The 25,604-nt window shown below is 59.7% G+C and carries 18 protein-coding genes; 14 read left to right on the top strand and 4 right to left on the bottom strand.

From position 1 onward, the window contains the following. The first annotated feature begins 25 nt into the window (after window positions 1–25). Genes SMD27_RS13175 through SMD27_RS13165 form a run of 3 tightly spaced genes read left to right on the top strand, consistent with a single transcriptional unit; the run spans window position 26 to window position 2,768 of the window. Entirely contained in the window at window positions 26–1,492 is a 1,467-nt protein-coding gene (locus SMD27_RS13175; RefSeq protein WP_320508865.1) for a 4-hydroxyphenylacetate 3-hydroxylase family protein, read from the top strand. Between the two features lie 38 nt (window positions 1,493–1,530). Next, window positions 1,531–2,094, top strand: coding sequence for a RidA family protein (locus tag SMD27_RS13170; RefSeq protein ID WP_379990760.1), 564 nt, complete (start codon window positions 1,531–1,533; stop codon window positions 2,092–2,094). Continuing rightward, a complete protein-coding gene (locus SMD27_RS13165) occupies window positions 2,091–2,768 on the top strand; it encodes a DUF1028 domain-containing protein (RefSeq protein WP_320508864.1) in 678 nt (225 codons plus the stop codon). The genes SMD27_RS13170 and SMD27_RS13165 overlap by 4 nt, the downstream gene beginning before the upstream one ends. A 53-nt stretch (window positions 2,769–2,821) precedes the next feature. On the opposite strand, the gene SMD27_RS13160 is transcribed toward SMD27_RS13165, so the two are convergent. The 3 genes from SMD27_RS13160 to SMD27_RS13150 all read right to left on the bottom strand — a co-directional run bounded on the left by SMD27_RS13160 (window position 2,822) and on the right by SMD27_RS13150 (window position 6,254). Next, complete coding sequence (locus tag SMD27_RS13160) at window positions 2,822–4,723, bottom strand: APC family permease (protein ID WP_320508863.1); 1,902 nt, start codon at window positions 4,721–4,723, stop codon at window positions 2,822–2,824. A gap of 39 nt (window positions 4,724–4,762) precedes the next feature. Continuing rightward, window positions 4,763–5,149, bottom strand: a complete 387-nt coding sequence (locus SMD27_RS13155) for a hypothetical protein (protein WP_320508862.1) — start codon at window positions 5,147–5,149, stop codon at window positions 4,763–4,765. 217 nt (window positions 5,150–5,366) lie between these two features. Beyond that, entirely contained in the window at window positions 5,367–6,254 is an 888-nt protein-coding gene (locus SMD27_RS13150; protein ID WP_320508861.1) for a DMT family transporter, read from the bottom strand. A gap of 81 nt (window positions 6,255–6,335) precedes the next feature. On the opposite strand from SMD27_RS13150, the gene SMD27_RS13145 reads away from it, so the two are divergent. The 4 genes from SMD27_RS13145 (at window position 6,336) to SMD27_RS13130 (ending at window position 11,375) form a co-directional block, all read left to right on the top strand. Next, window positions 6,336–8,396: a molybdopterin oxidoreductase family protein gene (locus SMD27_RS13145; protein ID WP_320508860.1), complete on the top strand. Its 2,061-nt coding sequence runs from the start codon at window positions 6,336–6,338 to the stop codon at window positions 8,394–8,396. Then, the gene (locus SMD27_RS13140; RefSeq protein WP_320508859.1) at window positions 8,393–9,262 is read left to right on the top strand and encodes a division plane positioning ATPase MipZ; all 870 of its coding nucleotides are present in this window, start codon (window positions 8,393–8,395) and stop codon (window positions 9,260–9,262) included. Before SMD27_RS13145 ends, SMD27_RS13140 begins: the two co-directional genes overlap by 4 nt. A 106-nt stretch (window positions 9,263–9,368) precedes the next feature. Further along, window positions 9,369–10,253 carry a UTP--glucose-1-phosphate uridylyltransferase GalU gene (gene galU, locus SMD27_RS13135; protein ID WP_320508858.1) on the top strand — a complete coding sequence of 295 codons (885 nt, stop codon included), beginning with the start codon at window positions 9,369–9,371 and terminating at the stop codon, window positions 10,251–10,253. Window positions 10,254–10,508: 255 nt separating this feature from the next. Then, a complete protein-coding gene (locus SMD27_RS13130; protein WP_320508857.1) occupies window positions 10,509–11,375 on the top strand; it encodes an ABC transporter substrate-binding protein in 867 nt (288 codons plus the stop codon). Window positions 11,376–11,400: 25 nt separating this feature from the next. On the opposite strand, the gene SMD27_RS13125 is transcribed toward SMD27_RS13130, so the two are convergent. After that, window positions 11,401–11,655, bottom strand: a complete 255-nt coding sequence (locus SMD27_RS13125) for an ATP-binding protein (protein ID WP_320508856.1) — start codon at window positions 11,653–11,655, stop codon at window positions 11,401–11,403. Between the two features lie 592 nt (window positions 11,656–12,247). Here SMD27_RS13125 and SMD27_RS13120 point away from each other — a divergent pair. The 7 genes from SMD27_RS13120 (at window position 12,248) to SMD27_RS13090 (ending at window position 25,583) form a co-directional block, all read left to right on the top strand. Then, window positions 12,248–13,339, top strand: a complete 1,092-nt coding sequence (locus SMD27_RS13120; RefSeq protein ID WP_320508855.1) for a trypsin-like peptidase domain-containing protein — start codon at window positions 12,248–12,250, stop codon at window positions 13,337–13,339. Between the two features lie 104 nt (window positions 13,340–13,443). Further along, entirely contained in the window at window positions 13,444–15,036 is a 1,593-nt protein-coding gene (locus tag SMD27_RS13115) for a VWA domain-containing protein (protein ID WP_320508854.1), read from the top strand. A 1-nt stretch (window position 15,037) separates the two neighbouring features. Next, window positions 15,038–16,570 (top strand): SrfA family protein, encoded by a 1,533-nt coding sequence (locus tag SMD27_RS13110; RefSeq protein ID WP_320508853.1) that lies wholly within the window; start codon window positions 15,038–15,040, stop codon window positions 16,568–16,570. Window positions 16,571–16,627: 57 nt separating this feature from the next. Then, window positions 16,628–19,660: a virulence factor SrfB gene (locus SMD27_RS13105; protein ID WP_320508852.1), complete on the top strand. Its 3,033-nt coding sequence runs from the start codon at window positions 16,628–16,630 to the stop codon at window positions 19,658–19,660. Window positions 19,661–19,673: 13 nt separating this feature from the next. Next, on the top strand, window positions 19,674–22,367 hold the full coding sequence (locus SMD27_RS13100; RefSeq protein ID WP_320508851.1) for a virulence factor SrfC family protein: 2,694 nt from the start codon (window positions 19,674–19,676) through the stop codon (window positions 22,365–22,367). A 106-nt stretch (window positions 22,368–22,473) separates the two neighbouring features. Further along, the gene (locus tag SMD27_RS13095) at window positions 22,474–23,568 is read left to right on the top strand and encodes a tetratricopeptide repeat protein (protein WP_320508850.1); all 1,095 of its coding nucleotides are present in this window, start codon (window positions 22,474–22,476) and stop codon (window positions 23,566–23,568) included. Continuing rightward, entirely contained in the window at window positions 23,565–25,583 is a 2,019-nt protein-coding gene (locus SMD27_RS13090) for a vWA domain-containing protein (RefSeq protein ID WP_320508849.1), read from the top strand. The genes SMD27_RS13095 and SMD27_RS13090 overlap by 4 nt, the downstream gene beginning before the upstream one ends. Window positions 25,584–25,604 lie beyond the last annotated feature (21 nt).

The following is a 25,604-nucleotide window of genomic DNA, read 5'->3' as shown; positions in this document are numbered from 1 at the left end:
GCAACAGCCCGATGGGGAGAAAAGAATGCTAAGGACCGGGGAGCAATATCGCGAGTCCCTGCGTGATGGCCGGCAGGTCTGGATGAACGGCGAAAAGGTGGCGGATGTGACGAAACATCCGGCCATTAAGCCGATTGTGGATATCCGCGCCCGCATTTACGACATGGCGCATGAGCAGGGCAGCAAGGAGATCATGGCCTATCGCGATCCGGCGACGGGCGAAGAAAACAATATCGGCTACAAGCTGCCCCATAGCCAGGATGACTGGCATGCCAAGCGCCGCGCCGTCGATACGGTGATGAAGGATATCAAAGGCTATGCCGTCCGTGTCGGTGACGAAACGATCGGCGAGATGTGGTCGCTTTATGACGGCCGCGATGTCCTCAATGAAGTCGATCCGCAATTCTCCAAGAATATCGAACATCACATCCAGCATGCGCTGACCTCCGACACCTTCCATGTCTCCGCCAATACCGATCCGAAAGGCGACCGCTCCAAGCGGCCACAGGATCAGGATCCGGACATGCTGTTGCATCTGGTGAAGGAAACAGACAAAGGCATCATCGTCCGCGGCGCGAAATACGAAACGGCGGCGGCCTATGCCAATCAGGCTTTCGTCAAGCCGACGATCGCCAATTGGGGGGACGACAAGCTCAGCGACTATGCGCTTGGTTTCATCTGCGATATGGGGGCGCCGGGCCTGAAGCATATCTGCCGCACGGGCTTCACCGGCCGCGCCCCTGCCAAGGACTATCCGCTGTCGAACCGCTGCGATGAAGTCGACACGTTGCTGGTCTTCGACAATGTGCTGATACCCTGGGAGAATGTGCTCTTCTATCGCCATACCCGGGCAGCAAGCTATATTCGTGGCACGCTGCATCGCTATAGCGCCTTCCCCTTCACCCAGCGCGTGCTGACCATCGCCGATCTGCTGATCGGCACGGCGATGTTCAATGTGAAGCAGACCGGCCTCGACGCGCAGCAGGCAGTGCGTGAGAAGCTCGCGGAACTGATCTGCTATCGCGAATCGATTAATGCTCATCTGACGGCCTCGATCGCCACGGCGCAGAAAAGCCCCGGCGGTCTGCTGATGCCGAACCAGTCGCTACTCTATACCGGCCGCAAGCTGGCCTGCTCGCAACTGCCGGCCATGATGCATCTGACCCGCGAATTGTGCGGCGGGCAGATTTGTGTCACGCCGGATTCAAGTTCCTTCGAAAGTCCGGAAATCGCCGAATGGCTGGAGAAGTACTATCACGTCAATGACTTCTGGTCGGCTGAGGATCGCCGCCGGTTACTGGCTTTTGCCCGCGATCTGGTCAATTCCGACCGCGCCGGCCATATGGTGACGTTCGAGCTGTTCGCCCAGTCGCCGCCCTTTGCCCACCTCAACGCCGTCTATATGAACTTCGATCCGTCGAATGCGTTGACAATGGTGAAGAATGCCGCAGATCTGTCGGATAATGTCATGGAGCAATGGGCGAAGCGCTAAGCGCGGATCGCTGTCTGTAACGAGTGCCTATCGGGGGAATGATGGCTTACAACCATGTTCGTTTGCGTAAGTTCAATACCAAGATCACCTATCCGGAGCAGAACCTGGACAATGATCTTTCGATGTCGGTGCGGGCCGGCAACCAGGTTTTCCTGCGCGGCCAGGTTGGCCAGGATCTGCAGGGCAATATGGTGGGCGTCGGCGATGCCCGGGCGCAGACCGAACAAGCGATGAAGAACGTCAAGCAGCTTCTGGAAGAACAGGGCGCACGCTTGGAGGATATCTGCAAGATCACCATCTACCTGACCGACCGTGCCTATCGCGACGATGTCTATCAGGTTGTCGGCAAGTGGCTGAAAGGCGTCTATCCGGTATCGACCGGCCTCATCATCGATGGCTTGGCGCGACCGGAATGGGTGATGGAGATCGATGTCTGGGCCGTGATTCCCGATGAGCGCATGGACAAACTGCCAGCGCCGCCGGCCAGCCTCGAATGGCGCGATGCCAAGAACAAGGCCGCGGGCGCCAAAGGCGGGACGGGACGGGGTGCGGGACGTGGGGCTGGCCGCAAGACGGCCGGCAGGAAGGCAGCGAAGAAATGACCTTCTCCGTCGCAGGCCGCTGCCCGAAGACGGGCATGTTCGGTGTCGCCATCACCACCTCATCGATCGCCGTCGCCAGCCGGTGCCCCTGGGCACGAGCGGGCGTGGGTGCTGTCGCGACGCAGAACGTCACCGATCCCAGCCTCGGCCGCAAAGGGCTCGATTTGCTGCAAAGCGGCCTTTCAGCACCCGAGGCCTTGGCAAAGTTGATGCGGGACGCACAATTCGCCGATTACCGGCAGCTCACCATGATCGATACGGCCGGCCGGACCGCGGTCTGGAGCGGGAGCAAGACATTGGGTACCTATGCGACCGCAGAAGGTCGCGACTGTGTCGCCGCGGGCAATTTGCTGCGGACCACCGATATTCCGGCTGCGATCGTAAAAGGCTTCGAGCAATCGAGTGGCGGACACCTCGCCGATCGTCTCCTGGATGCTTTGGAAGCGGGGTTGAAGGCCGGAGGTGAAATGGGGCCGGTGCATTCCGCCGGTCTTCTGGTCGTTGACAAGACCGAATGGCCGCTGGTCGATCTGCGGATCGACTGGGATGATGAGAATCCATTGCCGCCCCTGCGCAAGCTATGGCAGGCATTCGAACCGCAGGCGCAGGACTATATCACCCGCGCGCTCGATCCGCGCAGCGCGCCCGCTTATGGCGTGCCGGGCGACCCCTGATCGATCGTGTCATGAGAATGAAACGGCGGCTTCGGTGGAGCCGCCGTTTTGCTTTATGGCATGATTTTTTTCTTCTGCAGCGGTACTAATTGCGCATGTCGGCGCAGCCGGTAAGGCACGTCGATCACGATGCGATTCTCGCCATTGGCACCCTTGCGGAACAGCAGCTCCGCTTTCAGCAACAAGGCGGTCTGGTTGTGCAGCAGAGTCTGCCACCATTTCGCCGGCATGAATTCCGGCAGGACGACGACTGCCTGACCACGATCCTCGTCGCGGCGGTCCTGCTGTTCCAGAAAATGCATCACCGGCTCGATCACTGCGCGATAGGGGCTTTCCAGCACCACCAGCGGCTCCTTCAATCGCATGGCGCGCCAGGCCAGACGAAGATTGGCCGTGTCCCTGGGATCGACATCGACAGTGACGGCGGTGACGTCATGGCTGATCGCACGGGCCAGTTCCAGCGCCGCCAGTGTGCCAGGATGCATCTTGGAGATCGGCACCACCACCTTGGGACGGAATTCGTGGCTCCAGGGCAGCCACTCGCCGAGCCCGCCCATGCGCGGCGATAACTGCAATTCGACCACATCGTAATGTTTACGAATCGATTGGAAGAGCCAAAGAAAGGCGGGGATCAGCAACGCAACGATCCAGGCACCGGCAAGGAATTTCGCCTCGACGATCGCCAGAAAGGCGATCGTCGTCGTGATCGCGCCGACGCAATTGATGGCAGCGCGGGCTTCCCAATTGGCGAGCTTTTTCCGGATGAAAAATACGACCATGCCGGTCTGCGACAGCGTGAACGAGAGGAAAACGCCGAGCGCGTAAAGCGGGATCAGGCTGTGTACGTCGCCCTTGAAAATCAGCAGCAGGACGATCGCCGCGACGGCCAAGGCGACGATGCCGTTGGAGAAGGCGAGGCGGTCGCCGAGATTGGCGAGCTGCTTCGGCAGGAAGCCATCCTTGGCCAGAATCGAGGCCAGACGCGGGAAGCCGGCGAAGGAGGTATTCGCCGCCAAGACCAGGATCGCCATGGTGAGAAACTGCGTGATGTAATAAAGCGGCCCCGTCCCGAAAACCAGACGGGCAATCTGTGAGAGGACGCTTTCCGTTTCGCGCGGCACGATATCCAGATGATAGGCAAGGAATGTGACGCCGATAAAGATGCCGCCGAGTATCGATGAAAGCAGGAGCAAGGTGCGTGAGGCATTGCGCGGCTCCGGCGATTTGAAGACGGGCACGCCGTTACTCACCGCCTCGACCCCGGTCATCGCGGTGCAGCCGGAGGAGAAAGCCTTGACCAGCAGGACGACCAGGGCGATCGGCCCGAGATCGCTTTCCGTCGGCAGCGATGCCGGCAGCGGCAAGGGATGCAGTTCGCCCGTCGCCAAGCGGTATCCGCCGAGCAGCAATAGCGATATCATGATCAGGATGAAGCCCCAGGTCGGTATCGACATGAGCCGCGCGGATTCCCGGACACCGCGTAGGTTGGCCCAAGCCATCACCATCACGGAAAGCACGCAGAGCAGAACGATATGTTGCTGCAGGAGGGGAAAGGCCGAGATGATTGCGCGGATGCCGGCCGAGATGCTGACGGCAACCGTCAACACGTAATCGATAAGCAACGCGGCCGCCGCGACCAGACCGGGCCAGCGTCCCAGATTCTCCAATGCGACTACATAGGCGCCGCCGCCATTGGGATAGGCATAGACGGTCTGCCGGTAGGAGATCGTGACGATCGCGAGCAACGCGCAGATCACGAAGGCAATCGGCAACGAATAATGCAGGACGGCAGCGCTGGCTCCCGTCAGCACCAACAGAATTTCTTCCGTCGCATAGGCAACCGATGACAAGGCGTCGGAAGCAAAAATCGGCAAGCCGGTAACGACCCCCAGGCGTTCATGCTTTTGGTCTTCGGTCTGCAACGGATTGCCGAGGATAAAGTGACGCAGGCCCATGGAGCTACATTCCAACGATGGTTTGGAGATCGCCGCGAGTCAGTTTGATGACAGCTTAGCGCGCAGCTCACAGGCTTCGCGATTGGCGGCGATACGAGCCTCGATCTCTCGATTATTGGCGGCAAGGAGGTGCTCGATGCGATTGCGCGCCTCTGTCAGGGCCGCCAGCAGCCGGGGAATATCGGTGCGGGCATGGGCGATGAATTCCGCCGTGGCCTTATTCTCCTCGGCACTGCGGAAATCCAGCAAGGCGATCGGGAGATCGTCATCCTCGGTCTCGGCATTGATCCACGCCGCCTCGACCAGTTCTTCGGTCAGTACCTGCCACGGACCGGAAACCGCCCTGGCACAGCGTTCGGCGATTTCCTGCAATTCCTGCGCATCCAAATCCGTCTGCCGATTGTCGGTGACGTTATTCATCTTCATCCCCGGGATATCATTGAGCTTGCAGCCGATACCATCTGCATCTGCGTCAACCACGACAGGTGGAGCAGTCTCATCTCCAGCAGCGGTAATCCGGTATGATCTCGTTCCCGTCGCTTCCGGTGATGTCACTGACGGGCTCACCGGCCAAGGCGCCGAACGGGCCGGGACTATAGGCGGTGGCCCGTAGGGCTGCAAGCGGAGTCGGGCGGTGATTGAGTCATGCTTTGCTGCGGCCCAGGCGGGCGATGTAAAGGCAGCAGGCGATCACTATCGCGGCTCCTAACAGCATGATATTGCTGGGAAAATTAAACCAGATCACGATATCGAAGAAGATTGCCCAGATCATGCCGCTATATTCGAAAGGAGCAAGCAGCGAAATCGGCCCATATCGATAGGCCTGGTTCAGGAAAAATTGACCGAAACTGCCAAGCACGCCGACCAGCAAGAACAGGCCGGCATCGACCCAGGTATCGGGTGTCCGCCAGAACCAGGGCATGGTAGCACCCAGCACGATGACCACGGTCAGCGCATAATAGAAGAGGATGGTGTAACTGGATTCCGAACCGGACAGGCGCCGCGAACTCACCAATGTCAGCGACCAGGTGATGGCCGAAATCAAGGCCATCAATTCTCCAAGGCCGATTCCGGTTTGCATATTCGGCTGCACGATCAATGCAATGCCGACAAAGCCCAGAAGGACAGCGATCCAACGGCTCAGTGGAACTTTCTCGCGCAGCATCGGGATGCTGAGCAGGGTCATAAAAATGGGCGAGGCGAGATTGATGCAGACCGCATTAGCAAGGGGGATTTCCCGCATCGCTATGTAGAAAGTCAGCATGGTCGCGATATTGAAAGCCGAGCGCCAAAGGTGACTGGGCAGGCGTCGGGTTGCCAAACCGCCGATGCCGGCGGGACTGGCGCGGGCTAGGCCGAGTGCCACGAACAGGCCGACGACATAGCGTAAGAAAGCGATCTGGGTAACGGCATAATCCGCCGCCAGCCATTTGATGACGGCGTCCATCGTCGTGAGGAGAAAGCCTGCCGTCAAACTATAGGCCACAGCCCGCTTCGGATTGATGTGCAGGTTGGCCAAGTCAGCTTGCATCAGATTTGCTCAGACGGGTCAAAGACGGTAATAGTCGAATTGGAGTATTCGCGATTATGCAGATTGAAAGCCGAGTCGGCTATGCCGCTGGAAATTGTTCACAGTGCTTGTCCGCATGACTGCCCCAGTACCTGCGCGCTGGAGGTAGAACGACTCGATTCGCATCGCATCGGCCGGGTGCGCGGTGCGGCCGAGAACAGCTATACCGCCGGAGTCGTTTGCGCCAAGGTGGCGCGCTATGCCGAGCGGCAGCATCATCCCGGCCGGTTGGCGACGCCATTGCGACGGGTCGGCGATAAGGGAATCGGCCGTGATGCCTATGCGCCGATTGCCTGGGACGATGCACTGGACGAGGTGGCGGAGCGACTCATCCTAGCGGCCCAGCGTCATGGCTCGGAAGCGGTCTGGCCTTATTACTATGCCGGGACGATGGGCTTGGTTCAGCGCGACGGGATTCACCGTCTGCGCCATGAGATGAAATATTCGTTGCAGAAGGACACCATCTGCGTCGCCCTTTCGGATGCCGGCTGGCAGGCCGGCGTGGGCACCATCAGTGGGGCCGACACCCGGGAGATGGTCGAATCGGATCTGATCGTGATTTGGGGCGGGAATCCCGTGGCGACTCAGGTCAATCTCATGACGCATGTAACGCGGGCGCGCAAGGCTCGGCGGGCCAAAGTCGTGGTGGTGGATCCTTATCGGACCGGCACCGCGGAAGCGGCCGACCTGCATCTGATGTTACGACCGGGCACCGACGCCGCTTTGGCTGTCGCCATGATGCATGTCCTGTTTCGCGATGGTCTCGTCGATCGCGATTACATGACCCGCTATACCGACGATCCCGAGGCCCTCGAAGCCCATGTCCGATCCCGCGATCCTCATTGGGCGGAAGCGATCACCGGCGTGCCTGCCGCGCAGATCGAAGATTTCGCCCTGCTTTACGGAAGGACCAAGCGCAGCTTTATCCGCATCGGCTATGGCTTCTCGCGCTCTCGCAATGGTGCTGCAAGCGCGCATGCGGTCAGTTGCCTGCCAGCAGTGACCGGCGCTTGGCAATATGTCGGCGGCGGCGCGCATTATGCGAACCGCACGATCTATCATATCGATAATTCGCTGATTGTTGGCGCCGATTTGCGCGACCCCACGATTCGTGCGCTCGACCAGTCACGCATTGGCGCCGTGCTGACCGGTGAACGTCGCGATCTCGGGGACGGTCCGCCGGTCACCGCCATGCTGATCCAGAACACCAATCCCGTGGTCGTTTGCCCTGATAGCCTCAAGGTGCGCGAAGGGTTTCTGCGCGACGATCTCTTCGTCTGCGTTCATGAGCAATTCATGACGGATACGGCGGCGATGGCCGATATCGTGCTGCCGGCCACGACGTTTCTGGAACATGACGATTTCTATCGAGCCAGCGGCCATACCCATCTGCAGGTGACGAAGAAAGTGGTCGAACCCTATGCCGAGGCGCGCTCCAATCACGATGTCATCTGCGCTTTGGCAAAGCGACTCGGCTGCAAGCATCGCGGATTCTTCATGAGCGTCTGGGAGCTCATCGACGAAACGCTAAAGGTTTCCGGCTGGCCAAGTGCCGATTCGCTTTATGAAAAGCACTGGCAGGATTGCGCCTTGTCGTCGGAAGAGATGCGATTCCGGGATGGCTTCGGCCATGCCGACGGCAAGTTCCACTTTAAAGCCGATTGGTCGGCAATCGGACCGCAGGGAAAGGCCTTGTCGAGTCTGCCGGATTTCGCAGCGGTGATCGATCAGGCGGATGCGGATCATCCGTTCCGGCTGGTCGCTGCACCGGCGCGGCAGTTTCTTAACTCAACTTTTACCGAAACCCCGACATCTCAACGACGGGAAGAACGTCCGACGATTCTCATCCATCCGGATGATGCGGCCCGCCTCGACCTTGCCGATGGCGACAGGGTTCGGGTCGGCAACCGTCAGGCATCGATCGTCGTGCATGCGAAGTTGTTCGATGGATTACTCAGTGGGGTGGTGGTGATCGAAAGCATCTGGCCGAATCATAGCTTCGAAGGCGGGATCGGCGTAAACGCACTGACAAGTGCCGAGCCGGGCCTGCCGAATGGCGGCGCTGTATTTCACGACACGGCTGTATGGGTACGCGCAGCATGAGCAAGACCGATCGACGCCCGCATGTGATCGTACTGGGCAATGAAAAAGGCGGTTCAGGCAAGTCGACCACCGCCATGCATCTTGTCGTTTCCCTGCTGCATGACGGCCATCGCGTCGGATCGATCGATCTCGATGCACGCCAGGGATCGCTCACGCGTTATTTCGAGAACCGGCGCAAGACGGCCGCGGAAATGCTGGTGCCGCTGCCTTTGCCGCAACATGTGCCGATCCTGCGCTCGCAGGCCGATAGTGCCGCTGTGGCGCAGCGCGAAGACGAAACGAAAATGGCGCAAGCGCTGCAGGAGCTGGATGCTTGCGACTATATCGTCATCGATACACCAGGCGCCGATACCAGCCTGTCGCGCCTCGGTCACACCCTGGCCGATACCTTGATCACGCCGGTCAATGACAGCTTTCTCGATCTCGATCTGCTGGGTCGCATCGATACCGACGGCGCGAAGATTCTGAAACCCAGCGTTTATGCCGAAATGGTCTGGGAGCAGCGTAAGACGCGGGCAATTTATGGCGGCAAGCCCATCGACTGGATTGTCATCCGCAACCGCTTGAGCAGTCTCGATGCCAAGAACAAGCGCGATATCGGGCAATTGCTGGAGCTGCTGGCAAAGCGTGTCGGTTTCCGCCTTGCGCCGGGCTTTACAGAACGGGTCATCTTTCGCGAACTCTTCCCGCGCGGGCTGACCTTGCTGGACCTCAGCCGGAAGGATTCCGGCGTCGCCTGGCGCATGTCCCATGTCGCGGCGCGCCAGGAGGTCAGAGACCTGATCGATGCTATCGGCTTGAAACCGGCGACCACTCGGATGAATGAAGCCGAGGCGCATGTTGCCGCCGCCGAACCGGCAGCGTGACAGCTAGGTAACTTTTCCGTGCCGTCCCGGCCCCGGGCTTGATGACCTCGAATCGGCATGGCACAAGAGCACAGCCGTCATTTCGAATATTCATGAGGCACTGAATATGCGCAAACCTTTGCGTAAAGCAATTTTCCCTGTGGGCGGTCTCGGCACACGTTTCTTGCCGGCAACCAAAGCCATGCCGAAGGAGATGCTGTCGGTCGTCGACAAGCCCCTGATTCAATATGCTGTCGAAGAAGCCAAGGCGGCTGGGATCGAGGAATTCATCTTCGTGACCGGGCGTGGCAAATCGGCGATCGAAGACCATTTCGATTATTCATACGAGTTGCAGCACACCCTGGAAGTGCGCGGCAAAAAGGCCGAGCTGGAACTGATCACCGGCCTCCTGCCACTGCCGGGCCAGGTCGCATATATCCGGCAACAGGAAGCCAATGGCCTCGGTCACGCCGTCTGGTGCGCCCGTAATCTTGTCGGTAATGAACCTTTCGCCGTCTTGCTGGCCGACGACCTCGTGCAGTCCGACGTTCCCTGCCTGCGTCAGATGGTCGAGGTCTATAATGAAGTCGGCGGCAATGTCGTTGCTGTCATGGATGTGCCGCGCGAGCAAACCAATCGGTACGGCGTGTTACAGATCGGCAAGGAGCAGGGCCGGGTCGTCGAGGTTGAAGGCTTGGTCGAGAAGCCGAAGCCGGAGGAAGCTCCCTCCACCCTTTCCATTATCGGCCGCTATATCCTGCAACCGGATACCTTTGCCCATCTGGAAAAGCAGCAGCCCGGTGCCGGCGGCGAAATCCAGTTGACCGACGCCCTGGCGCAAATGACGGGCCGCAGCCGTTTCCACGGTTATCGCTTTGAGGGACGGCGGTTCGATTGTGGCGATAAGGCCGGCTTCATCGAAGCGAATATCGCTTTTGCCCTCAAACATTCGAAGATCGGGCCAGCCGTGCGGCGGACGATCATGGAATATGCCAAACAAATCGAGAAGTGAGCCGATAGACCGATCGGCTTTCGAGCACGGACCAGCGGCGGCATCTTTGATGCCGCCGCTTTTATATCCGGCATGACATTCCGATGTCAGTCGCCCCATAGGAAAGACTTTGCACTTGCCTTATCGCCGTCTTGGAATTCAAATATCGGTAGCATTGGTAATATGCTAGACATTCTATTGACGGTTGTAAGGCGCTGGAAACACGTTGTGTTTAGAAGATCGTCGCAGCATTTTCAAATGGGAGGACTAGGCGCCATGGGACGGCATTATCCGAGCCGGCCGGGCTATCGCCGGCTGGCAGTACTGGCGGCTGTGCTGACGCTCTCTTGCGCCGGACTTGCCGAGGCAGATCCGGCGAAGATCGGCAATTGCGAGTTGACGGGTGGTAAAGGAACGATGCCTTTCTCGCCGGCCAGGTCCGGCCAATTGACCGTGGAAGTCAATCTGCCAGGTCCCGGATGGTGGAACGGCGAAACGGTGGACAGCATCAAGGACGGCTATGAGTACTGCATGGCGGCGAATATTGCCTGGCGCGCGGGACTCGAAAATCTCACTGTGGTGAATGTCTCATGGGATGCCCTGGTTGCGGGCCAGACCAAGAATTTCGATCTCGCGCTGTCGCAAATCTCGATAACCGAACCTCGCAAGAAAGTGGTGGAGTTTTCCATCCCCTATTTCGATTCCGATATCGGCGTCTTGGTGCGACAGGGAACGAAAGTCAACGAGACGTCGATCAAGGACATGCGCTTCGGTGTGCAACAGGCAACGACCGGTGCCGATTTTGTCATCAACCGGATAAAGCCAGCACATCTCAAGGTTTTCCCCGATACGCCCAGCATGTTCACCGCCTTGATGGCCGGCCAGGTTGATGTTGCATTGACCGATACTGCCATCGTCCTGGGGCAGGCAGCACATTCAGATGGGACTCTGGAAGTGGCTGGCCAATACTCCACCGGCGAAAAGTATGGCGCGCTCTATCCCAAGGGATCGCCCAACAAAGATGTTCTGAACAAAATTATCCAGTCGCTGATCGATGATGGGACTTTGCAGAAATTGGCGACGCGGTATCTAGCCGAAGCCTGGGGCGCGGACCCCACCAAGATTCCCTATTTTAAACCCTGATCGACGCTGGCCGTCACGGAAGTCTTCAGGGCTTGGCAGGCAGATCGATGATGAAGGTCGATCGGATGCCAAGCTTGCTTTCCACATAAATGTCACCGCCCATGGCGTGACAGAGCTTTTGGCTGAGCGCAAGACCAAGGCCGGTACCACCGAACTCGCGGGTAATACCGGGATTGGCCTGATAGAAATTCTCGAAAAGATGCGGCAAATCTTTCGGTGCTATGCCGATGCCCGTATCGCGCACGATGAATTGGATACGATTGCCATGGTGATCTGACACGTTGCACCGAGAGCGCCACATCGCCGTCCTTGGTGAACTTTGCCGCATTGCCAAGCAAATTGAGAAGGGCTTGTCGTGCTTTTACTTGGTCGATCTGGGCCGAGCCTAGAGTCGCCGCGCAATCCACTGTAAAGCGATTGCCATTTTGTTCGACGACGGGGCGGATGGTCATGGCGATTTCACTCACGAAACTGCAATGGCCGCTACATCCCTGGACCGGCCAGCCAAAGCATGGCCATGATCGCGCGCAATTACTACGGGAAGTCTAGCGTCAGCGGTGACAATTACCTGTAGTCTTGAAAGAACATGTTAAGCGGTCGCCACCTTGAGCGCTTCGGTCTCGAGTCGGAATTCGAGAGGCAATATGCTGAACAAATACGAATTTCCGGCTTGCGAGCGACGGCCGGGGTATGCGGCATCATATTCCCGTGAGAATACAGATTTCCCTGGACTTTTCTGTTAAATTTGCGTCTCAGAGGAAGATGCCTCTTCCTACGAGGTCTCACAGCGAACTAAGATGGTAAAACCTCAGCTAACAGGACTTATTAGAGGGCAATTCGCGCATATGAGGAGCAGCTGGGGGATCATCTGCATGATAGCCGGTTTGGGCTGCGGCGCCGGTTTTGCCATCGCGCAGACGGCCGGTGATGCAACGCCGCCAGCACAGGAAAACCCGGCCCCATCGGCGCCAGGGGGTGTTGCGCCTGCGCCGAACATGCCGACGCCGGTCGATCCGAATATCGAACTGCGCGACAAGCTGGCGAAGATCCGCAAGGACAATGACGATCTCGCGGCCAAGCTCAAGGAACTGCAGCTTCTGATCGATCTCAATGTCTGCGATCCGGCGACCAAATCGAAGATCGAAGCGCTGTTCCAGCAGGCCAGCCTGACGCCGCCGGCGGATGCCCAGATGACACCGATGGCGGCGGAAGTGACCGATACCGATACCGCCGGCATGGTTCAACAATCGCTGCGGACGCCGTCCGATACGGCGGCAATCGGCCCCGCCTCCAACCCGCTCGATCAGACGAGGCTGCTCAAGCTATTAAATTCGATGACGGTCTTTGTTATAACGCCGAATGCCTTCGGTTCCGGGATCGTCGTCGCGCCCAATCTGGTGCTGACCAACCGCCATGTCGTCGAGCAGTCCAAGGGACAGGTCGTGGTAATGAACAAATCCGCTGGCTTCGCCTTGCAGGGCAGAGTGGTGGCTACAACCGAGACCTCGAATTTCAATCAGGAGGATTTCGCCTTGGTATCCGTCGACGGCACCTTGCCGGCGGTGGCGCCGCAATTGGCGGCCGAGCCACAGCCGCTGGACCGGGTGATTGCTGCAGGCTATCCAGGGACCGTGATCTCCAACGATCAAAATTTCCGCAAGCTGCTGGAAGGCGGTGTGGGCGATGCGCCGGATTTGGTGCTGAGCAGCGGCATCATCAATACCGTGCAGAACAGCAAGTCGGCTGTGCCAGTCGTCGTTCATACGGCAGATATCGCACCGGGCAGCAGCGGCGGACCGTTGGTCAATAGCTGCGGCCAGATCGTCGGGATCAACACTTTTCTTCGACAGGGCGACGGCGGCACCGCGCGCTTTGCGATTTCGGCAGATGTAATCGGCCACTTTCTCACCGCGCATCACGCCGTTCTGCCGGTAGGGCCCAAATGTGGCGCCGATGCTGGTTAATCGGATTTTCCATCTATGCATCGCCAATATCAATGCACTGATCGGACTGTTGGCCACATGCCCAGTCGAGTGAGCATCCTTTCGTCACCGCTGAGGTGGACACCATGCGGCGCGTGAGATTGGCGCGGCTGCGTGCCGATCAGGCGCAGCCGGTGGCGGTCAATGGTCAGCCGGCTTTCGCGAATGCGGCGGCTATCGCGGCTTTCCTGCGGCAGAGCGGGCCTCCGGGGCTGGATGGATTTCTCGCCCAGCCGCAGTCTTCGGCGGATGGCAGCGAGATCGATTGGTATACGAGTCATCCAGGCACGGCAGTTCCGCTCTCGACCTTGAACGGCCATGACCGCTTGGCGATCGAGGAGCGTTTGGCGATCCGCCTCGGCCAGATCAAGGCACTGGCGGAAGCGAATGAAACACCGGCCGACATGAAGCAGTTTCTGCAGGCTGCGATCAATTATCCCGGCCCCGATCAAGTCTATGCCGTTGGGCGCGAGCCGGTCCTGGTCATGTGGGGCCATCGCAGCGCGCAGGCAGCTGTTCCGCCGGCGCCCCCTCCGGCCACCGCGGCAATGGCGACGGCGGGCACGGCTGCCGCTGCGGAAACGGTCGCGGCGCGCAGCCCGTGGCGCCGCTGGCTTCTGCTTGGCTTGCTGGCATTGCTGCTGCTCGCGGCTTTGTTAACCTTGGGCTATTGCTGGCGTCGTGAAGCGGTCGAACCGCCGCCGGCACCGGTAGCTGAGCCGCAAGCGCCACAGATCGATCCCAATCTCGTCAAGGAGCTGGAGCAGGAACGCGACCGGGCCGACGATCTGCACAAGCGGTTGGCGGCTTTGCAGCAACAGTTCGACGACAAGCTGAAGCAATGTCCGGCCGAACAGCCGGCGCCCCAGCCTGAGCCGCAGATCACGCCGCCGGAAACGCCAAAGGTCGAAGAACCGAAACCGGAACCGCCGAAAGCCGAGGTGAAGCCGGAACCCAAGCCCGAGGCCAAGCCAGCCAAGCCGGAAAAGAAGACTGAAAAGCCGCCCAAGAAAGAGTCGCCGAAGGAAGAGCCGCCCAAGCAGCAGGCCGCAGTTCAACCGCCCGTACCGGCCGAACCCAGCAAGGCGCAGTGCCAGAAGCTGGTGCCGCAGCGAAAGAAGTGGGAAGCACCGGAAGTCGTCTTCGTGGTCGATGCCTCGGGTTCCATGGAGGATCGCGTTGGGGGACAGACCCGTCTTGACGCGGCGAAGGATTCCGTCTCCTTCATCGCCGATCACCTGCCGGCGGATATCGACACCGCGCTCGTCAAATTTACCGATTGCGGTGCTGTCGATAACGATTACTTCCTCAATCGGTCGCAATTGAAGCAGAAGGTCAATCAATTGCAGCCAAGCGGCGGGACGCCCCTCGCACGATCGATCGAACGCGCGGCGCGCATCATCAGCCCGACCAAGGAGACTGTGATCGTCGTGGTAACCGATGGGGATGATACCTGTAGGCAAAAGGATCCCTGTCAGGTCGCCGCCGAGGCCAAGGCGACGCATCCCAATTTAACGATCAATGTTGTCGATGTGTCGGGGCAGGGCCTCGGCTCTTGCATCGCACGCAATGGCGGCGGCCGCGTTCTGCCGGCAAATACGCCGTTGGAGATTCAGAAGGCGATCAAGGACGCGACCAATCAGGTGATGCTGCCAACAAGCTGCATTGAAGGAAAGTGACATGCTGTCAGGACAATTGATCCGTTCCGGCAATCTGCGCGACTATACGGCCCTGGGCGGCGTCGGTTACCCGGTCTATGCTGCGGCGGCGCAGATCCGCACTGCCGTTGCCCGACAGCTCGGCCAGGAATATGCGGATTTTCTCGCTATTCCGCAGTTCGACAGCAAGGGCGAGACGATCGATTGGTATGCCGCTGCGGATGGCGACATCGTGCCCTGGCAGGCCGCCTCGGACTCGGAGCGCAATTTCATGCGCCAGCGCGTGGCTGAGCTTTGCGCCGGGATCGAGAATCATGCGCGGCAGATCCAGGCATCGCCGCGCAGCAATGATCAGCAGGTCTTCGGGCGTTTGCTGGAGCTCTGCACCCGCATTCCCGATGAAAGCCATCTTTATCTGATCAACGGCAAGCCGCTGGTCACCTTTTGGGGCTTTGTTCGCGCCGGCGCCGATGCCACCAAGCATGTTCTGTCGAGTTTGGCGACAGCACCTGCCATTGGCGCATCGGCGCCCGCTGCCGCACCGGTGGAAGCGCCCCTTGAAGCCGAGCGCCGTCGTCCGTGGTGGTGGTGGCTGCTTTGGCTGTTACTGCTCCTGCTTCTGCTGGCACTCCTGCTGTTCGGCCTGCGGAGCTGTTCGGCGGTGCAGCCTTACGTGCCGATGCTGCCTGACTTCCTGCAAGGGATCGTGCAGGCGCCCAAGGAAGAGCAGGCCCCTGTCATCGGTCCCGATGGCAAAGTGATCGTGCCAGGGAACGGCGTCGTGATAGGCCCGGACGGCAAAGTGGTTCCCGGCACAGGTATGGAAACCGTACCCGGCGCGACGGGCAATGGAGCCGTCGAAGGCACGCCGCCGGGCGGTGAGGCGACGCCCCCCGAAGCTACGCCGCCCGAGGGCACGACACCGGAAACGAACCCACCGACACCGAAGCAGCCGGGCGAGGAACAGAAGCCGGAAGACAATCAGCAGCCGGATCAACAGACGCCCGATCAGCAGAATCCGGATCAGCAGGAGCAGAAGGATCAGCAGAATCCGGATCAGCAAACCGGCGATCAGCAGAAACAGGATGAGCAAAAGCCGGCCGATCAACAATCCGGTCAAAAACCCGGCGACCAGCAGAAGCCAGGGGAGCAATCGCAGACCGGCGATAACGCGCCGCCGATCAAGCCGCTTGATATCCCGGATCAGGCATCTTCCAAAGGCGATCCCAGTTTCATGGAAGGGGATTGGCGCTCGAAAACCGGTCTCGTCGCGAAAAATTCCAAGGGACCGGTGACGATGGATTATAAATTCGATAAATCGGGCAAAGGCACGACGACCCTCCGCATGCAGAATGGCGTGACTTGCAGCGGTTCCTCGGTTGCGAGCACATCAAATGGCAAACTGACCGTCCAGGACCAAGGTCAGTTGAGCTGTTCCAACGGCCAGAGCTTCGCCGGCTCGACCGTGACCTGTGCCAAGGATTCGGGCGGCCAGACGAAATGCACGGGCCGTTACCCCAATGGACAGACCTATGACATCATCCTGGGCCGATAGGGGCAATGTGATGCTCCAACCAGCGGCTTATGATAAGAACAAGTCCCCGGAGGAACGATGCTGGCGGAACTGACAAGATTTGGCGACAACGCGACACTGATCGCCGAAAGCGGCGTCCAGTTCATGGATTTCGGTCTGGACCTATCAAAGGCCAGCCGGCTGCCTGCCCATGGTTTCTCAAAAGATGCGAATGGTATCGTCGTTCGGTTGGATTATGACGATTCCGAAGACAGTTATTTCCAGCCGGGTGGCCCCGAAGCGGCCACGCCGGGTCTGCGGCGCAATCGGGTGAAGCCGCAATTCGAGATTTCGGTCGAGGATAGCTTGACGCTGCTGGACAGTGTCTGGCTTCCCATCCCGATGCTGCGCGTGCGGCCCGGCCGCAGTTTCGATGCCGGTCCCAGCAACTGGGCACGGGCACGGCTGGTGCGCCTCGATGTGCCGGATGATGAAGGGCGGACGCACCGGCTGACAATCGCCTTCGACACGACATTGATGCCGCAGACCGATGATGCGGCGGTGAGCTATCTCGCACCGGAGCGCAAAGATGTCGGCGCCGGTCATGCCTTTATTCTTGCTGCGCGCGGATTGGAGCCCTTGCCCTTCGTGCAGATGCATTGGGTCTCCGAATGGATTCGCGATGCTTATCGCAGCAATGCGACGGCCCGGCTGAAGCTGGATGCGGATGAAGCCGAGGCGGAAATCCGTCGTTCGATCGATGTTGCGCATTATCTCGGCTTCCTGGCCACGGTGGACCAGTTCGCCAAAGTGCCGCGCGTCACCTTGCGCAGCAGCGGTACCGACCATATCAGCGAGCCGATCAATGTCGATCTAGTGCTGGACGTCGGCAATTCGCGCACCTGCGGCATCCTGATTGAGGATCATCCGCAGGACGATAGCTGGATGCGCAATCGCTATGAGCTGACCTTGCGCGATCTGTCGCGGCCGCATCTGGTCTATAGCGAACCCTTCGAAAGCCGGATGGAATTCAACAAGGCGAGCTTCGGCGACGATAAATTCTCCAGCCTCAGCGGCCGCGGCAATGCCTTCAACTGGCCGAGCATCGCCCGAGTTGGGCCAGAGGCGACACGGCTCGCCGCCAATCGACGCGGTATGGAAGGTGCGACCGGCCTCAGCAGCCCCAAGCGCTATCTCTGGGATGAAGACCGCTACGTGCCGGGCTGGCGTTTCAATCATACCTATGGCCTGGAAGCGCATGAGCCTTTGGCGACGGCGCAGCCCTTCTGCAAGTTCATCAATGAAGCCGGCGAGGCATTATTCCGCCTGACCGGAGCCGATGACGACGCAACACCGGTCTTCGAACCGCATTATTCCCGCAGCTCACTGATGGTGATGATGCTGTCGGAAGTGCTGTTGCAGGCTTTATCACAGATCAACAGCCCGATGCAGCGCATGCGCCAGGCCCAGGCGGACCAGTCACGACGGCTGCGCCGCGTTGTCCTCACCGTGCCGCCATCGATGCCGCTTCCGGAACAGCGCATCCTGAAACAGCGCATGGATGATGCCGTGGTGCTGATCTGGAAGTCGCTCGGCTGGCATGCGGAAGATGCCGATCCGGAAGGCGAGGGCAGCCGACCGGTGCCCGAATTCCCGGAAGTCGTGATGAAATGGGACGAAGTCACCTGTGCTCAGGTGGTCTATCTCTATGCCGAATGCAATAACCACTTCGGCGGCGACCCGCGGCGTTTCTTTCAGGTGATGCGCCGCCGGGACGTGCCATCACGCTCCGATGAACGACTTCGTATCGCCTCCATCGATATCGGCGGCGGTACGACCGATCTGGTGGTCACGGATTACGTGCTGCAGGAAGCGGAAGGCAATGCGGTGAAGATTGAACCGCGGCAAATCTTCCGCGACGGCTTCAAGCTCGCCGGTGACGATATCCTGCTGCAGGTCATTCAGCGCACCATCCTGCCGGCGATCGAAGCGCAGATGGAATTGGCCGGCGTGCCGGAGGCGAAGACGATCCTGTCGCAATTGGTCGGTGCGGAGAACCTTGATGTGCAGCGCCTTGCCCTGCGTCATCAATTCACGCTCCAAGTGCTGCATCCCGCCGCCCTCGCGATCCTGCATCGCTATGAGAATTTCGACCCGGTCGCCGGTGAAACGGTCGAGGCGCTGACACTGGCTGATCTGCTGCCGCCGCATTTCCCGCCGCAGGAAAGGGTCCTCGCTTATTTCAATCATGGCATCCGTCGCGCGGCCGGCATGCCGGATCTCAATTTCAATGTGCTGGCAACACCCGTCCAATTGAACCTGGAGCGGCTGCATCGCCTGTTCCTCAGCGAGGATTTCGATCTTTACGGGTCGCTCAGTTCGCTTTGCGATGTCGTCGCTTATTATAGCTGCGATGTTCTCTTGCTGACGGGCCGCCCCTCGCGCCTGCCGGGCATTCCGGAATTGCTGCGCGCCTTGCTGGCGGTAACGCCCGACCGGGTCATACCGTTGCATAATTATCGGGCGGGAACCTGGTATCCGTTCCATCGTCATGGCTGCATCCACGATCCGAAGACGACGGCGGCGGTCGGTGCGATGATCAGCGTACTGGCAGCCGGACGTTTGCCCAATTTCAATCTGCTGTCGAACCAGTTCGATCTTAGATCGACTATGCGCTATTTCGGCCGATTGGACGAACGCAACCTGATTAGCGCCAATGACGTTTTCCTGTCGGATCTCAATCTCGACGATCCGGAATACACGCTGCCGGAACGGCCTTTCCCGATGTCGGGCCCGATGCGTCTCGGTTTCCGGCAGATCGCCACGCCGCGCTGGACCGCCACGCCGCTTTATACGTTGAATTACAGTGATGAAGCGCGCCAGGAATTACATGAATATGTTTTGCTGGTGACCTTGGAGAAGGATCGCAGCAGGATGAACCGGCGGGCGAAGTCGGCCCGCGACCAGGGATCGGAACGTTTCCGTATCGCCCGTGTCGCGATTCGCGGCGCCGATGGTAAGGAAGCGGCATCCGTCGGCAAGGATAAACTTGTACTGCGGCTCAATACCTTGAACAGCAGCAGTGACGGTGCGACGGGTTATTGGCTCGATACCGGCTCGGTCTATCTGTAAGGGGGATATGGTCATGACCGAAGCATTAGTGAATGGCGGCAAGGCACTCAACGAGGCGATCTCTCATGCGATCGACTGGGTGAAGGATGTGCGTCGCACCGCCGGCTCCGTCAATCGCGTCGCCGACGCCCTGATCGAGGATCTGCGCCGCGGCCGCATCAAATCGAAACGTCTGACGCGAGCAGCGAAAAGCCCGCTCTCCATTGGCATCTTCGGCATCAGCCAGGCCGGCAAGTCGTTCCTGGTGGATTCCCTGGCGAAGGGCGCCAATGGCCGCCTGGAATCCCAGATGGGATCGGTCCGCCTGGATTTCATGAAACACGTCAATCCGCCGGGCGGCGGCAAGGAAGCAACCGGCTTGGTGACGAGGTTCACACGGTCGCCGTCGCAGGCGCCGGCAGATTTCCCCGTCGAGGTCGGCCTTCTGTCCGAAGCCGATGTGATCAAGATTCTCTGGAACAGTTTCATGAACGATTTCGATCAGGAGACGATCGGAATCGGCCTTGATCCAAAAAGCATCAGCGAATTGCTTCGGGGACTGACCACCAAAAAGCAGCCACATCAGGTGCCCGGTCTCACCGAGGATGACGTGATCGACCTGATGGATTATTTCCAGCGCCTGTCGCGACGGATTGGCCAGCAATTGAAGGGCAATTTCTGGCCGACAGCCTGCGAGATCGCGCCTTATTTGTTACCGGTCGACCGGGCCAAGCTGTTCGGCCTGCTCTGGGGCAATATCGAGGCGCTGAGCCAGATCTATCTGAAGCTGCAAGCGGCTTTAACAGCGGTCGATCATGCTGAGACGCTTTACTGCGAGCTCGCCTGTCTGGTCGAACGCGATGCGAGCGGCGAGCTGACGCAAGCAAAATGCATCAATAATGTCGATATTCTGAAACAGCTGAATACCGATGGCGGGGATGAGATTCGCGTCCAGCCGCTGAAGGGCGATCAGCCCAGCGGTGTCCGTACGATCCGGCGCGGCATGTTGGCGGCACTGACGACGGAACTGCGCTTCATCCTGACGGAGCGGCCGGAAGCGACGGTCCTGGAGCAGGTCGATCTCCTGGATTTCCCCGGCTATCGCGGCCGCTTGCAGATCAAGGACGTCAACCAGATCATCGAGCAGCCAATCGAAGGCCAGGCCGGCGTCGGCTCCTATGAGCTGTTGCTGCGCGGCAAGGTCGGCTTTCTGTTCGAACGCTATACCGAAAACCAGGAAATGAACCTCCTGATCATGTGTGCGCCCAGCACCAAGCAGAGCGACGTCACCACGATCGGCGCGGTGGTCGATACTTGGGTGCGGCAAGCCCAAGGCGAGACCGCGGCTATCCGTGCCCGGCGTCCGGCCGGCTTGCTGATGGTCACCACCATGTGGGACCTGAAGCTGCAGCCGGCTGCTAATGAGACGCCCGATATTCTCAGCGTCATGGGCGACAATGTCATCCACATGGTGTTGGAGAGATTCCGCAATCTCGACTGGGTGCAAAACTGGAACGGCCAGCCCTTCAACAATATATTTCTGGCACGCAAGCCGGGCGTGCCTGGCATCCTGTTCGAACAGAAGGACGGGCATGAAGTAGGTATCGCGCCGGCACAACAGGCGCGTATGAATCAACTGCGTGATTATTTCCTCGCAAGCGAGGAAGTTGCCCGTCATATCGCCCAGCCGGCAGAAGCCTGGGACGCCATGCTGAAGGCAAATGATGGCGGTGTCGGGCGGATTGTGCGCTACTTGTCGGCGACCGCTGATCCCAACCACAAGCAGCAGCGTATCCATGAACAATTCGCCGATCTGGCACGGGATCTTCATGCCAAGCTCAGCGTCTATTATCGCGGTGACGCCGGAGAGGCTGCCGAGATCAAGCGTCAGCGGGCCGATAAATTGGTCGAAATCCTGTCGGGCAATTTCGAAGCCCAGCGGTTCCCCGAATTGCTGAACTCGATGATGCCGGATACGGAGCAGATGCGCTCGATCTATATGCGCGTGGATACTTTGGTCGATCGGGGAGAGACAGCGTCAGCCAATGGCGCGGATGGCAAACCGGCCGCTCCGGCGCCACGCGCTGGCACCTCCCTGAAGTCGCTGATGGCGGCGCGGGGGATGACCAAGACTAAAGCCGGCGACGCCAAGCCTTCGAGCGAGATCGTGGTAAGCGATCGGGCCCGCCGTTTCGCCGATGCCGTCGCCGGCAACTGGATTGCCCAGTTGCGGGCGATGTCGCGCTTGCCCGGCCTGATGCGTTATCTCGCCATGGAGAGCGAGATCGCCGAGATGTTGAACGAAGAACTGGTTGCCGCGGCCCTGCGCATCGGGTTGCCGGATCGGATGGCGCAGACCTGCAGCACAGCGGAACTGGTTGCGGCGAAGCGCCGGTTGCAATTCGTCGATGAACAGGTGCTGATCGCCGAACGCGTTATCGCCGATTTCATCATGTATCTGGGTGCCCTGGAAAATCGGTCCTTGCAGAACAGCTTCATGCCCGAACGCAAGGTCTTCACCGTCGAGCCGAGCCGCGACGGCTTGCCGGAGTTGGAGGAGGGCCGGGAGAATCAGCAACAGATCATTTTCATGACTGATTGGCTGACGGTGCTGCATCAGGCCGTGATCGAAAATGCCGGCTTCCAGGAGGGCGCGGAAATCACCTTGGAGCAGAATGCCCGATTGGGCGGTATCGTGCGTGAGCTTGCGGCGCAGAGCCAGTCATGAAGCTTTGCGGAAGATTCTTTGACATGCGGTGGGTAGTGGCAATATGGCGGTGAAGGCGGAAATATTCGGCGAAGGGCCTGGGCGTGGCGAAATTAGGCTGACCGGCATGGCCACCACGCCAGTTGGGGACTGCTCGCTTCGGATTCAGCGGAACCAAACGCCAGATAGCTATCTCGGCTTGAACGGACGCTGGCAATCCGCGCCGGAAAGCTGGCATTCCTTGGTGACCGGGGATGTCGTTGCCATGCCGGATGGTATTGCCTTCAAGGTCGGGCCGCTTCTGGTCGATGCCATCCTGGCGACACTCAGCGAGAGCGCGTTCCGTCTGACCCTTCGGTCATCCGCCGGCCAAACCACGGTGCCTCTGGTTCCGTCGACTCAATTCCCGCTTCTGGCATCCAGTGCACGTCAGGAGGAGGTTGCGGCGCAGTTGCCTCCCGCGCCGCCACCGCCACCACAACCTGCGCCCCTACAGCCAGAGCCAATGCTACAGCCCGAGCCGATGACGTTGCGGGTCGATCCGGAAGATCAGCTCCGCATGGCCGGTGGCGACGAGAAGGCCGAGAAAACCGTCGAGAAAAAGTCCTCGGCCAAGGGCATGCTGATCCCGGGAGTCCTTGCCGTGATCGTTCTGGCAGCGGCCGGCGCAGGTGCCTATTTCTACTTTCATAAGACCGGCCCGACGGCTGAAACGGCATCGACAACAGCGGCCCCCCAGTCGACCCGGGAAATGCTGCAAACCTTCATGAAGGACAATCCCGATACGTCGAAGATCGTCGGCAAGGCTGACGACATGATGAAGTCGGGCAATGTCGAGGCGGCGCTTTACCTTTATCGCCAAGGCGCAGATCACGGCGATGCGCGTTCCGCGCTGCAGCTCGGCATTCTCTATGATCCCAGCGAGGCGACACCGGGCTCGACACCAAACGGTACAACAACGGCTAACACCGCGGCGTTGGGCGGGACGACTTCAAATGCTGCAGCGAACACGGTGACGAAGAGCTCGGATACGGCCGCCTTCTGGTATGGCAAGGCAGCTGATGCCGGGCTGGCCGAGGCACAGCGGCGCCTGGGATTGCTCTTGACCAAAACCCATCCGGCCGGCACCGGCGAATTCGATAATGGCGTGGCGATGCTGCAGGCTGCCAGCAAGCAGGGCGATGCGGCAGCAACCGCGAAATTGAAGGAGCTTGGGAAATGAGCCGATCTGTCTCTTCGGTCGGGCATAATGCATATCGCCTGAGCCGGCTTTTCTTGGGCGTATTCCTGCTGCTCTGCGCCGCCATGGCGATGGATATAGGGCCAGGATTTGCCGATGCCGTGCGCAAGCCATTGCTGCAACAAGGCAAGAAGACGATCTACGAGCGGGTCCTCACCCAGCCCGGCGCCATTGTGCAAACGGCGGCCGGTCAAACGGGCGGCAAGTCCCTGCCGGCAATGAGCATTCTTTATGTCTATGCGCGGCAGGATGTGAGTGGCGCTAGCTGGATCGAGGTCGGAGCGAATGCGGATGGCAAGACCATCGGCTGGCTGGCGGAACAGGATACCTTGCCCTGGAAACAACAGCTGACCTTGGCCTTCACCAACCCGGCGGGACGGGATCGCGGATTGATGTTTGGGCAGCGCGATGCGCTCGACAGGCTGCTGATGGCCGACAAGCCGGGCGACGAGGCGTCGAAGCTCCGTCAGGTGATTGCCGCTGGCAATGTGCCCGACGACTTCCCGGTCATTGCTATGGAGCCGCAGAACTACGTCGATATTTCGAAGCAGTTCTATCTCCTGCCGATTCTGGAAGCGCAGGATGCGGCGATGGGTGCCGGTTATCCGGTGCGCGAGTTGCATATCGCGTCGGTCCCGGCCGATCCGACCGCCGGCAAGACGAATGCCCCGCCGCAGAGTTCCGAAGCGGATATGTTGTCAAATTTCACGGCCGGCGTGGTCTTCGTCATCGATTCCACCAAGTCAATGGATCCCTATATCGACCGCACCCGCCAGGCGGTCGAGAAGATGTATGATCAGATCCAGGGCAAGATGGTCGGCAGCCGCGCCAAATTCGGCCTGGTCGCCTTCCGCGCCGGGGCGCAGAAGGACAAGGCGATCGGCTATACCTCGAAGGTTTTCGTCGACCCCAACAAGGTGACGGACAAGAAGACCTTCCTCGCCGCGGTCAAAGAATTGTCGGCCGCGAAAGTATCCACACCGCGTTTCAACGAAGACTCCTATGCCGGGATCATGACGGCATTGAACGATATCGATTGGTCGAATTTCGGGGCGCGCTATATCGTTCTCGTGACCGATGCCGGCGCCCTTAATGGCAATGATGAATATTCCAGCACCAAGCTGAATGCCGATCAGGTGCGGCTGTTCGCCCAGGAACGTGGCGTCGCCATCTACACGCTTCATCTCTTGACCAAGGAGGGCGCCAGCGACCACGCCAGCGCCGAAGCGCAATACAAGACCGTTTCCGATTATCCCAACCTGTCGAAACCACTGTATTACCCGATCGCCGACGGATCGGTGGGGCAGTTCGGCAAGGTGGTCGATCTGTTGTCACAGGCGATCGTGCAGCAAGTATCGGATGCCTCAAGCGGCAAAGCGGCGGTTGGCGCAGAATCGCCCAGCAACAGCGGCAATTCCGTGGAAAACCAGGTGGAGGCCGATACGGCAGCCGTCAGTTATGCGATGCGGCTTGCCTATCTTGGCCGTGTCGCGAAAACCACGGCGCCGAAACTGGTACAGGCTTGGACGGTGGACCGCGATTTCGCCAAGCCCCAGGTTGCGACGATGGATGTCCGCGTCCTCCTCACCAAGAGTCAGCTGAGCGATCTGCAGCAGGTCTTGAAGACCGTGCTGGATGTCGGCAAGGCGAAGCAGCTTGACCCTACCGGCTTCTTCGATGCCATCCGCTCGGCGGCGGCAGCCCTCGGCCGCGATCCGGCGAAACTGAAGGACCCCAATGCGACCAAGCTCGGCCAGCTAGGCTTGATCGGCGAATATATCGATGACCTGCCTTACAAGAGCAAGGTGATGGGAATCGACCAGGATATCTGGCAAAGCTGGTCGATCTCAGAGCAGCAATTCTTCCTGGATGAGATCGAGCGCAAGCTCGCTCTGTATCAGAAGATCAATGACGATGCCGATCGCTGGGTCGCCCTGTCGCCGAGCGCGCCGGCCAGCGAGTATGTCTACCCAATACCGATCGACGCGCTGCCATAACGCCGCGCCGGTTGCCTTACC

The sequence above is a fragment of the Dongia soli genome (genome assembly GCF_034044715.1).
GTDB lineage: Bacteria > Pseudomonadota > Alphaproteobacteria > Dongiales > Dongiaceae > Dongia_B > Dongia_B soli.
This window is presented reverse-complemented; position numbering and strand designations above follow the sequence as displayed.